This window comes from Pseudoxanthomonas sp. PXM04 (assembly GCF_014851695.1).
Taxonomy (GTDB): Bacteria; Pseudomonadota; Gammaproteobacteria; order Xanthomonadales; family Xanthomonadaceae; genus Pseudoxanthomonas_A; species Pseudoxanthomonas_A beigongshangi.
In genome coordinates this window covers 398925-413805 of sequence record NZ_JACVAG010000003.1, presented here as the reverse complement: position 1 = coordinate 413805, position 14881 = coordinate 398925, and the positions used below count along the sequence as shown (strand labels likewise).

Genomic DNA, 14881 nt, shown 5'->3' with positions numbered 1-14881 from the left:
ATCGGGCCAACTCCGGGCCAGCCCCGGATGCCCCGCGCGGAAGGGGCTGGGCGGCGTTCCGGCTGACCACGGCGCCGCCGCCGAACGGATGGGAGGTGACGCGACGCGTCAGCTTCGGGCCGGATGGGACGCCGGGGGCGGCGGGCGACGGCCGGTCAGGCCGGCTCGTCCGGGATCAGCGCGCTTTCCAGCCGGGCAATGCAGTCCTTCAGCCAGAGCTTGCGCTTCTTCATGCGCTTGATGGCGATTTCGTCGTCTTCCAGGCTGGTGGACACCCGCTGCGCGATCGCGTCGTCCAGCTCGCGGTGCTCGCGCCGGAGCTCGGCGATGCGCTGGGCGATGTCGGCGGGGTTCTGGCTGTCCACGCACCGAGCGTACACCGCCGGGGTTTCGTCGTCATCGCAACGCGGCCGGTACAATGGCCGTTCGCATGAACGCCATCCATCCCCTGCCCCAGGTCCTCGCCGATCCCGCGCCGCGTGGCGCGGATCCCCGCCGCCACGCCCGCGAACAAGGCAAGCTGGCCAAGCGCCTGCGCCGCCAGGTCGGCCAGGCGATCGCCGACTACGGGATGATCGAGGATGGCGACAAGGTCATGGTGTGCCTGTCCGGAGGCAAGGACAGCTATACGATGCTGGACATCCTGCTGCAGCTGCGGAAGAAGGCGCCGGTCGATTTCGAGCTGGTCGCCGTCAACCTGGACCAAAAGCAGCCCGGCTTTCCCGAACACATCCTGCCGGAGTACCTCGAATCGATCGGGGTGCCCTACCGGATCCTGGAGCAGGACACCTATTCGGTGGTGTCGCGGGTGGTGCCGGAAGGCAAGACGATGTGCTCGCTGTGCTCGCGCCTGCGCCGCGGCGCGCTGTACTCGTACGCCGAGGAACAGGGCTTCACCAAGATCGCGCTGGGCCACCACCGCGACGATCTGGTGGCGACCTTCTTCCTCAACCTGTTCTTCCACGCCAAGCTGTCCGGCATGCCGCCCAAGCTGCTGTCGGACGACGGCAAGCACGTGGTGATCCGGCCGCTGGCCTACGTGCGTGAGTCGGACATCGAAACCTACGCCGAGGCGAAGGGATTTCCGATCATCCCGTGCAACCTGTGCGGCAGCCAGGAAAACCTGCAGCGCAAGCAGGTCAAGAAGATGATGGATGCCTGGGAACGCGAGTCCCCCGGCCGCATCGAGACGATCTCGCGCGCGCTCGGCGACATCCGGCCCTCGCAGCTCAGCGATCCGAAACTGTTCGACTTCCTTTCCCTCGGCCACCGCGAAGGCGCGCAGCAAGCCGACGCGCATGCGTGGCTGGCGGGCGAGGCACGGGATTCGGAATTGGAGATTGGGGATTCGTAACACCATCCCCATCTCTTCCGTCCGACCGAATCCCCACTCCCGAATCCCCAATCCCGGCCCCTGAATGTTCTTCCGCAACCTGACGCTGTTCCGCTTCAATCCCTCGCTCGATTTCTCCCAGCTCGATGAACTGCTTCCCGAGGCCCGGCTCAAGCCGGTCGGCCCGCTGGAGCTGTCCTCGCGCGGCTTCATCTCGCCGTTCGGGCGGGGTGAGGAAGCGCTGTCGCACCGCATCCAGGATTCGATCTGGCTGAGCGTGGGCGGCGAGGACAAGATCCTGCCCGGCGCGGTGGTCAACGACCTGCTGGCGCGCAAGCTGGAGGAAATCGAGGAGAAGGAAGGCCGCAAGCCGAGCGGGCGCACCCGCAAGCGGCTGAAGGACGACCTGCTGATGGAGCTGCTGCCGCGCGCCTTCGTCAAGCCTTCGCGCACCGACGCGCTGCTGGATCTGGAGCACGGCTTCGTCGCCGTGGACAGTTCCTCGCGCAAGAGCGGCGAGAACACGGTGTCGGAAATCCGCCGCGCGATGGGCAGCTTCCCGGCCCTGCCGCTCAATGCCGAAGTGGCGCCGCGTTCGGTGATGACCGGCTGGATCGCCGGCGAACCGCTGCCCGAAGGCCTGAGCCTGGGCGAGGAGTGCGAACTCAAGGACGCGATGGACGGCGGCGCGGTGGTCAAGTGCCAGCACCAGGAACTGCAGAGCGACGAAATCGCCAAGCACCTGGAAGCCGGCAAACAGGTCACCCGGCTGGCGCTGACGCTGGACGATCACGTCTCCTTCGTCCTCGGCGAGGACCTGATCATCCGCAAGCTGAAGTTCCTCGACGGCGTGGTGGATCAGCTGGAAAACTCCGAGCGCGAGGATTTGCGCGCCGAACTGGACGCCCGCTTCGCCTTGATGGCCGGCGAGGTGAAGCGCCTGTTCATCGTGCTGGAGCATGCGCTGAAGCTGAGCAAGGCGGAGGCTTGAGGAGCCGGGATTCGGGATGATCGGCCATGCGGCCGTTGAAGGCCGGGATTCGGGATTCGGGATTCGTAAGAGCCCCGCATTTACCTCCCCCTTTGCAAAAGGGGGATTGAGGGGGATTTAGCTTTTGGCGCCAAGAGCCAAATCCCCCGTCACCCGCTTCGCGGGTGCCCGCCCCCTTTTGCAAAGGGGGCTACTGAAGCGTTCGTCCCCGTTTGCAAAGCGGGCTTACTCAGCACCTCGATTTCGCGAAAGCCTCCGCTTTGCCTCCCCCTTTGAAAAAGGGGGATTGAGGGGGATTTGGCTTTTGGCGCCAAAAGCCAAATCCCCCCGTCACCCGCTTCACGGGCTTCCACCCCCTTTTTTTCAAAGGGGACAATCAACATCGCTCCCCCTGCGCACTCCCAGACAGCCAGCAGCCGGGTATTCCATGCGATGCTTTTGTCCATGCCCTTCCGGTTGCAACGCCTGATCGCCAAGACGCCCCGCAGCGTCGAGCGCGACGTCGTCCCGCTGGCGCTGGAAGACGGCCGCACGATCGAGGTGCAGCGGGTCCGTGACCCGCGCGCGCGTCGGCTCAAGCTGAGCGTGGACGAACGCGGCGCGCGACTGACCCTGCCGATGCGCGCCAGCCTGGTCTCGGGCGAACGTTTCCTGCACGAACACCGCGCCTGGCTGCAGGCGCAGCTGGCGCGCCAGCTCGGCGGCGAGGCACTACCCTCGCTGGTGCCGTTCACCACCGCCACCCTGCCGGTGCGCGGCGAGGATGTGCCGGTGGACTGGCAGGAAGGGCGCTACGCGGCCATCCGGCACGAAGACGGACGCATCCGCATCCAGATGCCGGCCCGGCTGGGCGACGCCGGACTGCGCCGGCACCTGCGCGCGTTTTACGAAACCGAGGCGCGTGCGGACATCAACCGCTGGCTGCCGCGCTACCTGGCGGCGCTGCCGCGCACGCCCTCGCCGATCCGGCTGAAGATGATGTCCTCGCTGTGGGGCTCGCTGAGCCCGGACGGTGCGATGACCCTGGATCTGTCGCTGGTCGTCGCGCGGCCGTCGGCATTCGAGTATGTCCTGGTCCACGAGCTGTGCCATCTCATCCACGCCAATCATTCGCGCGCGTTCTGGCGCGAAGTGGAGGCGCGGTTTCCGGCCTGGCGCGACGAGCGCGCCTACTTCCATGAGCACGGCCGCCGCCTCAAGGCGGGCCTGCGCGCACTGCTGGCCGGCTGAGGTTTCCGCTATCGTTCGATCCGGTGACGGACCGGCGTGGATGCCGGTTCCGATGATCATCGATGACAAGGAGAAATGCGAAATGCGTGGAATGCTGTTGGTGTGCTGCGTGGCGCTGGCCCTGGCGGGCTGCAAGCAATCGGCCGAGGAAACCCTGGCCGAGGCGGCGCTGGAAAAGGCGACCGGCCACAAGGTCGATCTCGACAAGGACGGTGAGACGGTCACCATCAAGACCGAAGAGGGGGAAATGAAGATCAGCGGCGGCGACAACGCCAAGCTGCCCGCGACCTTCCCCAAGGACGTCTACCTGCCGCCCAACTACGCGGTGGAAAGCGTGATGGAAGTGAACAAGACCCAGCTGATCGCGCTGAAGGCGCCGGGCGAGGTCGCCAAGCTGTACGCGGACGCGCGCACGGCGATGGAAAAGGAAGGCTGGAAGCAGACCATGGCGATGCAGGGCAGCGCCAACGACGGCCTGCTGGCCTACGAGAAGGAAGGCCGCAAGGCCACGGTCTCGTTCAACGGCGAAGGCGCGGGCGAGCCGGTCTCGATCGGCCTGCAGGTGATGGACGCGGAAACCGCCGCGCAGTAATCACCGTCGTGCCGGCCGCACCCGTGACCGAAGGTTTCGGGCAGACGCGGATCCCGAAAAAAAAAAAAGCGGCCTTCGGGCCGCTTTTTTTTTCCGCCGTCCGCTTCCTCGCCACACACCTCGGAAAGCTCGCGCCGGGACGGCGCTCCTACCCCGCTCCAGACCGATTGCGCATTGAGACACCCCGGTAGGAGCGGCCTCCGGCCGCGAGCTCTTCCCACATGCCCCGGAAAAGCTCGCGCCGGGACGGCACTCCTACCCCGCTCCAGACCGATTGCGCATTGAGAACCCCCCGGTAGGAGCGGCCTCCGGCCGCGAGCTCTTCCCACACGCCCCGGAAAAGCTCGCGCCGGGACGGCGCTCCTACCCCCAAGCTCAGGGGGCGGTGAAGAAATCGCCGATCGCGCGCGCCACGCCGGCCGGATCTTCCATGTGCAGGTGATGGGTGCCGGCCATGACGATCAACTCGCCGTTCGGCAACAGCGCCGCGCGCTGGCTGCGCAGCGGTTCGGGGAAGTAGGGCTGCGCCGGCTCGGCGAAGATCACCCGGGTCGGGCAGCGGATGTCGGCGACCAGCGCGGCGATCTGCGCCTCGTCCAGGCGCTGCGGGGTCGGCAGGGTCAAGCGCTGATCGCTGCTCCAGACATGGCCGCCGTCCACCGCGCGGATGCCGCGTTCCACCAGCAGCCGCGCATTGGCCTCGCTCAACTGGTTGGCCTGCATGCGCGCGCGGATCGGCGTGGCCGTGTCGGTGAACACGCGCAGGCGCTTGCCCGGCAGCGCGCGCGCGGCGGCGATCGCCTCCTGCCAGCGCGCGGCGGTGCGATCCACGGTCTCGGACAGGCCGCCGAGGGCTTCGATCACCAGCAGCCGGCGCACCCGCCGTGGCGAGGAAGCGGCCAGCAGGCTGGCGATGCCGGCGCCCATCGAGTGGCCGAGCAGGCAGAACTCGTCCCAGCCCAGCGCGTCGGCCAGATCCAGGACCGCGTTGACCGCCACCCCGCTGGTGTACTCGGCACCCGGACCGATATGCACGCTGTGGCCATGCCCGGGCAGGTCCGGAATGACCAGTTCGACGCCGGACAGATGCGCGGCCAGCGGCACGAAGCTGGCCGCGTTGTCGAGCCAGCCGTGCAGCGCCAGCACCCGCGTGCCACCGGGCTCGCCGCCGCGCAGGCCGCCAATCCGTCCCATCGCGATGTCGGCGGAAAACTCCTCCAGCCTCATGCCGGCTCCCCGGCCACCTGGCGGGCCAGCGCCGCCAGCGCGTCGGCGTGCGCCGGCGACGCGTTGAGGCAGGGGATATAGCGCAGCTCGCCGCCGCGTTCGGCGAAACGCTGGACGAAACCGATCGCCACTTCCTCCAGGGTCTCCAGGCAGTCCACGGCGAAACCGGGGCAGACCACGTCGACCTTGCGCAGGCCGCGCGCGGCCATCGCGTCGAGGGTGGCGTCGGTGGCCGGTTCCAGCCAACGCTCCTTGCCGAAGCGCGACTGGTAGGTCAGGGTCCATTCGCCCTCGCCCAGCCCCAGCGCGGCGGCAATGGCGCGGCTGCTGGCCTCGCAGCGCTGCGGGTAGGGATCGCCCTCGCGCGCCAGGCGCTGCGGCAGGCCGTGGAACGAGAACAGCAGGTGCTCGCCGGCGCCGTTGCGCGTGCGCCAGTCGCGGATCGAATCGGCGACCGCGCCCACCCAGCCGGCATCGACCGAGTAGTCATCGATCACGGTCAGGTCGAAGCCCTTGGCCTCGCGCGCCAGCACGTCCTTGACCGATTCGGTGGTGGTGCTGGAGTACTGCGGGTACAGCGGCAGCACGATCAGCCGGCGAATCCCGGCCTGGCGCAGCTCGCGCAGCCGCTCCGGCAGGGCCGGCTGGCCGTAGCGCATGGCATCGACCACCCGCCAATGCGGCAGGCGTTGCTGGATCGCCTCGGCCAGGCGGCGGGTATGCACGGCCAGCGGCGAGCCTTCCGGCAACCAGATCTGGGCGTACTTGTGGGCCGCGCGCGGACCGCGCAGCGGCAGGATCAGGCCGAACAGCAGCGGGTACCAGATCCAGCGACTGAGCTGGACCACGCGGGGATCGAGCAGGAACTCGCCCAGATAGCGCCGGACGGCGGGAGCCGTGGGCGCCTCGGGCGTGCCTAGATTGACCGCGATCAGCGCGGTATCGGGTGCGTCGGGCATCCGCCTATTGTGGCAGAGCGCACTCTTGCGAGCCGCTTCTCCTTATCAATGGCCTTCTTCGATCGAATCGATGGACGGCGGCCGAAGGCCGGAATCCTCAGCGCCGATTCATTCGCATTTACCTATTTTCAAGCGGTTGCAGTAAATTTCTGCGAATCCACCTTCGGAGCGCCCATGAAACGCCGCCATTCCCGCCTGCTGATGCTGCCGGCCGCGACCCTGCTGGCCACCGCCCTGTTCGCCGGCCAGGCCCTCGCCGGTCCCAAGGAGGACGAGCGCGCCACCAACGCGGTGCGCGTGCTGGACGAAATCCGCCGCATCCCCGAGGAAGGCATCCCCGACAAGCTGCTGGACGAAGGGCGCGCCATCGTCGTCATTCCCGACACCCTCAAGGCCGGCCTGGTGTTCGGCGGCCGTCGCGGCCATGGCCTGATGTCGGTCAAGAATCCGGACGGCACCTGGTCGCAGCCGGTGTTCGTCAAGCTGACCGGCGGCAGCATCGGCTTCCAGGCCGGCGTGCAGTCCTCGGACATCGTCCTGGTGTTCCGCAACGACCGCAACCTGGACAACATCGTCAACGGCAAGATCACCCTGGGCGCCGATGCCGGCGTGGCCGCCGGTCCGGTGGGCCGCAACGCCGCCGCCGCCACCGATGGCCAGCTCAAGGCCGAGATCTGGTCGTGGTCGCGCGCCCGCGGCCTGTTCGCGGGCGTGGCGCTGGATGGCGCCGTGTTGCAGATCGATGACGACGCCAACACCGCGGTCTATGGTGGCGGCAGCACGCCGCGCGCCATTTTCGAAGGCCGCGCCGGCCATCCGTCCGGCGCCGTGGTCGGCTTCCGGGATCAGCTGGAGGAAGTGACCGCGGCCGCGCGCGCCGCGCGTGCCGGCAAGTCGACGCCCGCACCGGCCGCGACCGTGACCGCAGCGGCCCCGGCAGCGGCCGCTTCGACCGCGCCGGCGGCCGAAACCGCCCCGCTGGGCCAGGCGCCGACCACCCCACCTGCCCAGTCCGGTTTCCAGCCGGTGGCCGAGGGTGAAGTCCGTACTGAACCGCTCAACAGTACGCCCTAGGAAAAGCGAAAACATCGCACCGCGCCCGGGATCTCCGGGCGTGCCTGCGCTATGCTGATCGCCTGAATTTCATTACTCAACGCACGAGAAGACCATGGGCGGTTTCAGCATCTGGCATTGGATCATCGTTCTGGTGGTCGTTCTGCTGATCTTCGGCACCAAGCGCTTGCGCAATGTCGGCCAGGATCTGGGCGAAGCGGTCAAGGGCTTCAAGAAGGGCATGCAGCAGGACGAGGACAAGCCGGTCGAACGGCTTGACGATCAGTCGCAGTCCCGCAACGCCGAATCCAGCGCGTCGAAAGAGCGCGACCGCGACGCCAACTGACCGCGCGGCCGGCCTGCCGCCATGTTCGATATCGGCTTCAGCGAACTGCTGATCATTGCCATCGTCGCGCTGGTCGTCCTGGGCCCGGAACGGCTGCCCAAGGCGGCGCGTTTCGCCGGCCTGTGGGTACGCCGCGCGCGCGCGCAATGGCATTCGGTGAAGGACGAATTCGAGCGCGAGCTGGCGGCCGAGGAACTCAAGCGCAGCCTGCGCGACACGGAAGAAGCGCTGCGCGAGACCGAACGCAAGGTGCGCGAGGGCGCGGCGCAGACCGAACGCGAATTCGAGGACCTGCGCGCCTCGGTGGAAAGCACGCCGGCCCCCGCCCTGGGCGCCGAACCGGAACCCGCCCCGCCGGCCGACGACGCCGCGACCACGCCCCACGACGCCAGCGATGAACCACGACGCACCTGAGGATCAGGCCGAAAGCAGCCTGATGGGCCACCTGCTGGAGCTGCGCACGCGGTTGATGCGGGCGCTGCTGGGCGTGGTGATCGTGCTGGTGGCGCTGCTGCCGTTCGTGAAGACGCTGTACAGCCAGCTGGCCCTGCCCATGCTGAGCCAGCTGCCGAAAAGCCAGGCCGCGCAGATGATCGCCAACGATCCGACCTCCGGTTTCTTCGCGCCGATCAAGCTGGCGTTCTTCGCCGCCCTGTTCGCGACCGCACCGTGGCTGCTGTACCAGGCCTGGGGTTTCGTCGCGCCGGGTCTCTACAAACACGAGAAGCGGCTGGCGCTGCCGCTGCTGGTCTCGGCGATCACGCTGTTCTACGCCGGCTGCGCGTTCGCCTACTTCCTGGTGCTGCCGGGCGTCTTCCACGCACTGATGATGTTCACTCCGGACATCGTCACCATCGCGCCGGATCCGGGCAAGTATCTCGATTTCGTGCTGGTGATCTTCCTGGCCTTCGGGGTCAGCTTCGAGCTGCCGGTGGCGCTGGTGATCATGGCGGTGATGGGCTGGGTGACGCCGCAGCAGTTGCGCCAGGGGCGTGGCTACGCGGTGGTCGGCATCTTCATCCTGGCCGCGGTGATCACGCCGCCGGACGTGGTCTCCCAGCTGATGCTGGCGATTCCGATGTGCCTGCTGTACGAAGCCGGCATCCTGGCCGCGCAATGGGTTGCGCCGAAACCCGACAGCGACGATTCGCGTACGCCGCGCGATGCGTGATCCGCATTCGCGCTGATCGCGCCGGGTGATTGGCCGGCGTTAATTGCTCTCCACATTGCTGAAGTCGCGAGCCTGAACCGTTCGCGGCGGTGCCTTGGGTACGTTCATCCTCGCTTTGCCAGACTCGCCCGCGCTGACGCGAACGAGAAAGGAAGATCGATGAATCAACGCCTGGGTGCGGTCTGTCTGCTGAGCCTGTTGTCGGCCTGCCAATCGGAACATCCCGTCGATACCGCCAACGCCACGTCCGCCACGCGAGCGGTCGCGACCGCACCGGCTCCGCCGCCGGTGTCCGATGCGCAGGCCTCGCGCATCGCCTTGCAGGCGCAGTTCGTGGACGAAGCGCTGGGCGTGGCGATCCTGCCGTGGCCGGGTTTCACCCTGCGCCGCGACTTCCGCCGCAGCTATCTGGCTATCGATGACTGGAAGGCGTTCGCCCAGACCGACAGCCGTGGCAAGGCGGTGGCCGCGCTGGTGCTGGACGGCTCCAACGAGGTGACGGCGGCGGAGCTTCGCGTGGGCGTCAGCGATGACGCGGACAGCGTGGCCCGCTGCCTGGAGGTTTCCGATTCGGCGCTGCCCACGCCGCGCGACGAAGTCCGCATCGATGGCCAGCCGTTCCGGCATTTCCGCGCCAGCGACGCGGCGATGAGCCACTACCTGACCGTGGACGCCTACCGCGCGGTGCGCCAGCAACGCTGCTACGCCATCGACCTGCTGGTGGTCGGCACCCGTCCGGAGGTCTACGACCCGCCGCGCACGCCGCCGTTCGACGGGGCCGTCGCGCAGGCGCGCCTGCACGAAGCGCTGGCGGCGATCCGCTTCGTGAAGTAGTCATCGCGTGGAACGCCCGCCACTGCAAGGTGTCGGGTTTCACAACAGCGTCGGCACCATATTTGGTGTTGACGCTCCCATATGCCCCCACTATCTTGTGGCCGTCGGTTCCTCCGGCCGCAAGCCGGGGGATGAAAAGGGAAGCCGGTCGAATGCCGGCGCTGCCCCGCAGCGGTAGGTGGAAACGAACCCGTCATTGGCACTGAGGCGCCTCGCCTTGGGAAGCGACGGGCTAGGAGGAAGCAAGGCTTCCGCGTCCACGAGTCCGAAGACCTGCCGACAGCCGCGCGTTGCACACCGCGCGGTGCCGGCCGCGGAATCTCCGGGGGGAGATGGCTGGTGAAGCAGGCCGGCCATCCGTTTCCACGGTCGCGGTCCCTGCGACGCCGCTTCCCCACCCTGATGCTTCATCCGGCCTTCCGCTGCCTGCGAGGGACAGGTCGCCGCGTGCATCACGCATGGAGGAAGCCCCGTGACCCCGACCGATACCGCCGTCGCCGAAACCGACGTCTCCCCGTCCCAGAAGGACGCATTCCTGTTGACCTCGCCGCCCACCGCCACCGCGATGAGCGTGACCAAGCGCAACGGCAGCCGCGAGCCGGTGGATCTGAACAAGATCGTCCGCGCGGTGCAGCGCAGCTGCGAGGGCCTGCACGCCATCGATCCGATGCGCGTGGCCACCCGCACCATCTCCGGCCTGTACGACGGCGCCAGCACGCGCGAACTGGACGAACTGTCCATCCGCACCGCCGCGCTGCTGACCGCCGAGGAACCCGAATACAGCCGGCTGGCCGCGCGCCTGCTGGCCAGCTACATCGCCAAGGAAGTGACCGGGCAGGAAATCCACGCGTTCTCGCAGTCGGTGACGCGCGGCCACGAGGTGGGACTCATCAACGATCGCCTGCTGAACTTCGTGCAGACCAACGCGCGCAAGCTAAACGACGCGCTGGACGCCTCGCTGGATCTGCATTTCGATTACTTCGGCCTGCGCACCCTGTACGACCGCTACCTGCTGCGCCATCCGCACACCCGCAAGGTCATCGAGACCCCGCAGCAGTTCTTCCTGCGCATCGCCTGCGCGCTCAGCGAGGACGTGTCCGAAGCGCTGGCGCTGTACCGCCGGATGGGCAACCTGGACTACCTGCCCAGCTCGCCGACCCTGTTCAACTCCGGCACCACCCACGAACAGCTGTCCTCGTGCTTCCTGCTGGACTCGCCGCAGGATTCGCTGGAATCGATCTACCAGAAGTACGGCGATATCGCCCAGCTGTCCAAGTTCAGCGGCGGCATCGGCGTCAGCTACACGCGGGTGCGTTCGCGCGGCTCGCTGATCAAGTCGACCAACGGCCATTCCAACGGCATCGTGCCGTGGCTGAAGACGCTGGACTCCTCGGTCGCGGCGGTCAACCAGGGCGGCAAGCGCAAGGGCGCGGCCTGCGTGTACCTGGAAACCTGGCACGCCGACGTCGAGGATTTCCTGGAACTGCGCGACAACACCGGCGACGAATCGCGCCGCACCCACAACCTCAACCTGGCCAACTGGGTGCCGGATCTGTTCATGAAGCGGGTGGAGGCCGATCAGCAGTGGTCGCTGTTCGATCCGCGCGTGGTGCCGGAGCTGACGGATCTGTACGGCGAGGCGTTCGAGCAGGCCTACCTGCAGGCCGAGACCCAGGGCAAGGCCGCCAAGGCGGTGCCGGCGCGCAAGCTGTACGCGCGGATGATGCGCACGCTGGCCGAGACCGGCAACGGCTGGATGACCTTCAAGGACAAGTGCAACCGCGCCAGCAACCAGACCCTGCGCGCGAACAACGTCATCCACCTGTCCAACCTGTGCACCGAGATCCTGGAGATCACCTCGGCCGAGGAGACCGCAGTCTGCAACCTGGGCTCGATCAACCTCGCCCGCCATTTCGACGAGTACGGCGACTTCGATTTCGAACGCCTGGCCGAAACCGTCCGGCTGGCGGTGCGCCAGCTGGATCGGGTGATCGATCTGAACTTCTACCCGATCGAATCGGCGCGCCGCGGCAACCTGCGCTGGCGTCCGGTCGGACTGGGCTGCATGGGCCTGCAGGACGTGTTCTTCCGCAAGCGGCTGGCGTTCGACAGCACCGAGGCGCGCGCGCTGTCGCAGAAGATCGCCGAGACCATCTATTTCCACGCGCTGGAAACCTCGTGCGAGCTGGCCGAGGAACGCGGCCGCCATCCGTCCTTCGCCGACACCCGCGCGGCCTCCGGTGAACTGCAGTTCGACGCCTGGAACGTGGCGCCGCAGGACGGCGCGCGCTGGGACGCGCTGCGCGCGCGCATCCGCGAGCACGGGCTGCGCAACTCGCTGCTGATCGCCATCGCCCCGACCGCGACGATCGCCTCGATCGCCGGCTGCTACGAATGCGTGGAACCGCAGATCTCCAACCTGTTCAAGCGCGAGACCCTGTCCGGCGACTTCCTGCAGGTCAACCGCTATCTGGTGGCCGAACTGAAGCAGCTGGGCCTGTGGACGCCGGAGATGCGCGATGCGATCAAACTGGCCGAGGGTTCGATCCAGGGCATCGCGCAGATTCCCGAGCCGCTGCGCCAGATCTACCGCACCGCCTGGGAACTGCCGATGCGCTCGCTGATCGACATGGCCGCCGAGCGCGGCGCCTACATCGATCAGTCGGCCTCGCTCAACCTGTTCATGGAAAGCCCGAACATCGGCGCGCTGTCGTCCATGTACATGTATGCGTGGAAGCAGGGCATCAAGACCACCTACTACCTGCGCTCGCGCCCGGCCACCCGCATCGCCAAGACCACGGTCAGCAGCGTGGGCAGCGAGGCGCCGAAGCCGGCCTATACGGCGGTGGAAGCGGTGTCGTGCTCGTTGGAGAACCCGGAAGCATGCGAGGCGTGCCAGTAGCGAATTCATGCGCGGTCGAAAGATCACCCTCCGAAATCCCCACGCAGGATGCACATAGGGAAGAAAGGAACAGGACGTTCCGGGCGCAGGGATGCGCCAATACCCGCTGGACAGTCCCCTCCCCCGCTCGCGGGGGAGGGTCAGGGTGGGGGCAAGGCCGAAGCCATTGAACGCAAACCGCCGGAACGCCCACCGAAGAGTCACTTCGCTTCATCACGTTTTTTTCGCAGACGGACAGGCCTCCACTTCGTTCGCCCCCATCCCAGCCTTCCCCCGCTTGCGGGGGAAGGGGCGGAAATTCGCGAACGGATGCAGTCCGACCCGTTCGCCCCCATCCCAACCTTCCCCCGCCAGCGGGGGAAGGGGCGGAAATTCGCGAACGGATGCATCCCGCTCCGTTTGCCCCCATCCCGGCCTTCCCGCTTGCGGGGGAAGGGGCGGAAATCCGCGAACGGATGCAGTCCGGCCCGTTTGCCTCCATCCCAACCTTCCCCCGCCGGCGGGGGAAGGGGCGGAAATCCGCAAACGGATGCATCCCGCTCCGTTTGCCCCCATCCCGCCTTCCCCCGCTTGCGGGGGAAGGCGCTGAAACAGGAAAAATGCGACATGTCCTCCCAACCCCGCCAGATGCTGCTGGACCCCGGCTTTGAACTGACCCTGCGCCCGATGCGCTATCCGCAGTTCTACGAGATGTACCGCGACGCGATCAAGAACACCTGGACGGTGGAGGAGATCAATTTCCAGATCGACATCAGCGATCTGCACGACAAGATGACCCCGGCCGATCGCCACCTGATCCACCGGCTGGTCGCGTTCTTCGCCACCGGCGATTCGATCGTGTCCAACAACCTGGTGCTCAACCTCTACCAGCACCTCAACGCGCCGGAAGCGCGCATGTACCTGTCGCGCCAGCTGTACGAGGAAGCGCTGCATGTGCAGTTCTACCTGACCCTGCTGGACAACTACCTGCCGGATCCGGCCGAACGGGTGAAGGCGTTCGCGGCGGTGGAGAACATCCCCTCCATCCGCAAGAAGGCCGAGTTCTGCTTCAAGTGGATCGACTCGATCCAGGACCTGCGCCGGATCGAAACCCGCGAACAGCGCCGGCAGTTCCTGCTCAACCAGATCTGCTTCGCCGCCTGCATCGAGGGCCTGTTCTTCTTCGCCGCGTTCGCCTACGTGTACTACTTCCGCTCGCGCGGCCTGCTGCCGGGGCTGGCCTCGGGCACCAACTGGGTGTTCCGCGACGAGAGCTGCCACATGGAGTTCGCGTTCGAGTCGGTGCGCACGGTGCGCGAGGAGGAGCCGGACCTGTTCGACGACACCATGCGCCAGCAGGTCTACGACATGCTGGCCGAGGCCATCGAGTGCGAGGTGCAGTTCGCCGAGGACGTGCTGTCCGGCGGCGTGGCCGGCATCTCCACCCGCGACATGCGCCAGTACCTGCAGCATTGCGCCGACCAGCACTTCGTCAAGCTGGGCATGGAGAAGAAGTACAACGTGCGCAACCCGCTGCCGTTCATGGAACTGCAGGACGTGCAGGAGCTTACCAACTTCTTCGAACGTCGCGTCTCGGCCTACCAGGTCGGCGTGCAGGGCGAAGTCGGCTTCGACCACGCGTTCTGACCGTTTCCTGTAAACCACCTTGTGGGAGCGACGTCAGTCGCGATGCGCTTCGGCCGGATCAGGAGCTTTCGCGACTGACGTCGCTCCCACAGGGATTCATTCCGGAATCCGTTTCCTGCGCTAGGATGCAGCCGGGAGGCACTGGCACCACGGAGCAACCCCATGTCCGAACATCCCCTGTCCGACCTGCGCCCGACCGAGGCGCGCCTGCTGCACATGGTCTTCCCGGACCACACCAACCACCTGGGCACGCTGTTCGGCGGCCAGGCGCTGGCGTGGATGGACATGTCCGCCTTCATCGCCGCCTCGCGCTACGCGCGCACCACCGTGGTCACCGCAAGGTCGGAACAGGTCGATTTCAACCAGCCGATCCACAAGGGCGATCTGGTCGAGGTCATCGCCCGCATCGTCAAGGTCGGGCGCAGTTCGATGAACGTCGATGTCGAAGTCATCACCGAGGATCTGCTGAGCGGCGAGCGCAAGCTGTGCACGCGCGGCCACTTCGTGATGATCGCGCTGGATCCGCTGGGCCGGCCCACCCAGGCTCCGCCGCTGCCGCCACCGGTCGTGCAGGGTTGAGGTCCGTCCCCCTCCGCTGACCGCGGATGCCGTGGCGC

At 67.2% G+C, this 14881-nt stretch carries 15 protein-coding genes and 1 riboswitch; of the genes, 12 read left to right on the top strand and 3 right to left on the bottom strand.

All coding sequences use genetic code 11. The features are described 5' to 3' along the window. Positions 1–155 precede the first annotated feature (155 nt). Positions 156–365 (bottom strand): YdcH family protein, encoded by a 210-nt coding sequence (locus IB228_RS10345; protein ID WP_183639742.1) that lies wholly within the window; start codon positions 363–365, stop codon positions 156–158. 65 nt (positions 366–430) lie between these two features. On the opposite strand from IB228_RS10345, the gene ttcA reads away from it, so the two are divergent. The 4 genes from ttcA to IB228_RS10325 all read left to right on the top strand — a co-directional run bounded on the left by ttcA (position 431) and on the right by IB228_RS10325 (position 4146). Then, positions 431–1354 (top strand): tRNA 2-thiocytidine(32) synthetase TtcA, encoded by a 924-nt coding sequence (gene ttcA, locus IB228_RS10340; RefSeq protein WP_192198299.1) that lies wholly within the window; start codon positions 431–433, stop codon positions 1352–1354. 64 nt (positions 1355–1418) lie between these two features. Further along, positions 1419–2324 (top strand): recombination-associated protein RdgC, encoded by a 906-nt coding sequence (locus IB228_RS10335; RefSeq protein ID WP_192198298.1) that lies wholly within the window; start codon positions 1419–1421, stop codon positions 2322–2324. 444 nt (positions 2325–2768) lie between these two features. After that, positions 2769–3554 (top strand): SprT family zinc-dependent metalloprotease, encoded by a 786-nt coding sequence (locus tag IB228_RS10330; RefSeq protein WP_192198297.1) that lies wholly within the window; start codon positions 2769–2771, stop codon positions 3552–3554. Between the two features lie 82 nt (positions 3555–3636). Continuing rightward, the gene (locus tag IB228_RS10325; protein WP_183639750.1) at positions 3637–4146 is read left to right on the top strand and encodes a hypothetical protein; all 510 of its coding nucleotides are present in this window, start codon (positions 3637–3639) and stop codon (positions 4144–4146) included. Positions 4147–4521: 375 nt separating this feature from the next. On the opposite strand, the gene IB228_RS10320 is transcribed toward IB228_RS10325, so the two are convergent. After that, complete coding sequence (locus IB228_RS10320; RefSeq protein ID WP_183639752.1) at positions 4522–5373, bottom strand: alpha/beta hydrolase; 852 nt, start codon at positions 5371–5373, stop codon at positions 4522–4524. Then, entirely contained in the window at positions 5370–6332 is a 963-nt protein-coding gene (hemH, locus tag IB228_RS10315) for a ferrochelatase (RefSeq protein WP_183639754.1), read from the bottom strand. Before hemH ends, IB228_RS10320 begins: the two co-directional genes overlap by 4 nt. A 201-nt stretch (positions 6333–6533) precedes the next feature. On the opposite strand from hemH, the gene IB228_RS10310 reads away from it, so the two are divergent. The 8 genes from IB228_RS10310 (at position 6534) to IB228_RS10275 (ending at position 14843) form a co-directional block, all read left to right on the top strand. Continuing rightward, positions 6534–7406 carry a lipid-binding SYLF domain-containing protein gene (locus IB228_RS10310; RefSeq protein WP_183641312.1) on the top strand — a complete coding sequence of 291 codons (873 nt, stop codon included), beginning with the start codon at positions 6534–6536 and terminating at the stop codon, positions 7404–7406. A gap of 94 nt (positions 7407–7500) precedes the next feature. After that, positions 7501–7731 (top strand): Sec-independent protein translocase subunit TatA, encoded by a 231-nt coding sequence (gene tatA / locus IB228_RS10305; RefSeq protein ID WP_141454997.1) that lies wholly within the window; start codon positions 7501–7503, stop codon positions 7729–7731. A gap of 21 nt (positions 7732–7752) precedes the next feature. Further along, entirely contained in the window at positions 7753–8145 is a 393-nt protein-coding gene (tatB, locus tag IB228_RS10300; RefSeq protein ID WP_192198296.1) for a Sec-independent protein translocase protein TatB, read from the top strand. Beyond that, positions 8126–8902 (top strand): twin-arginine translocase subunit TatC, encoded by a 777-nt coding sequence (gene tatC / locus IB228_RS10295; protein ID WP_192198295.1) that lies wholly within the window; start codon positions 8126–8128, stop codon positions 8900–8902. The genes tatB and tatC overlap by 20 nt, the downstream gene beginning before the upstream one ends. Positions 8903–9061: 159 nt before the next feature. Then, a complete protein-coding gene (locus IB228_RS10290) occupies positions 9062–9736 on the top strand; it encodes a hypothetical protein (RefSeq protein ID WP_192198294.1) in 675 nt (224 codons plus the stop codon). An 88-nt stretch (positions 9737–9824) separates the two neighbouring features. Continuing rightward, a riboswitch (cobalamin riboswitch) is annotated at positions 9825–10032 on the top strand. 269 nt (positions 10033–10301) lie between these two features. Continuing rightward, positions 10302–12638: a ribonucleoside-diphosphate reductase subunit alpha gene (locus IB228_RS10285; protein WP_225562391.1), complete on the top strand. Its 2337-nt coding sequence runs from the start codon at positions 10302–10304 to the stop codon at positions 12636–12638. Between the two features lie 606 nt (positions 12639–13244). Then, positions 13245–14264 carry a ribonucleotide-diphosphate reductase subunit beta gene (locus IB228_RS10280; protein ID WP_183639763.1) on the top strand — a complete coding sequence of 340 codons (1020 nt, stop codon included), beginning with the start codon at positions 13245–13247 and terminating at the stop codon, positions 14262–14264. A gap of 162 nt (positions 14265–14426) precedes the next feature. Continuing rightward, a complete protein-coding gene (locus IB228_RS10275) occupies positions 14427–14843 on the top strand; it encodes an acyl-CoA thioesterase (protein ID WP_183639765.1) in 417 nt (138 codons plus the stop codon). Positions 14844–14881 lie beyond the last annotated feature (38 nt).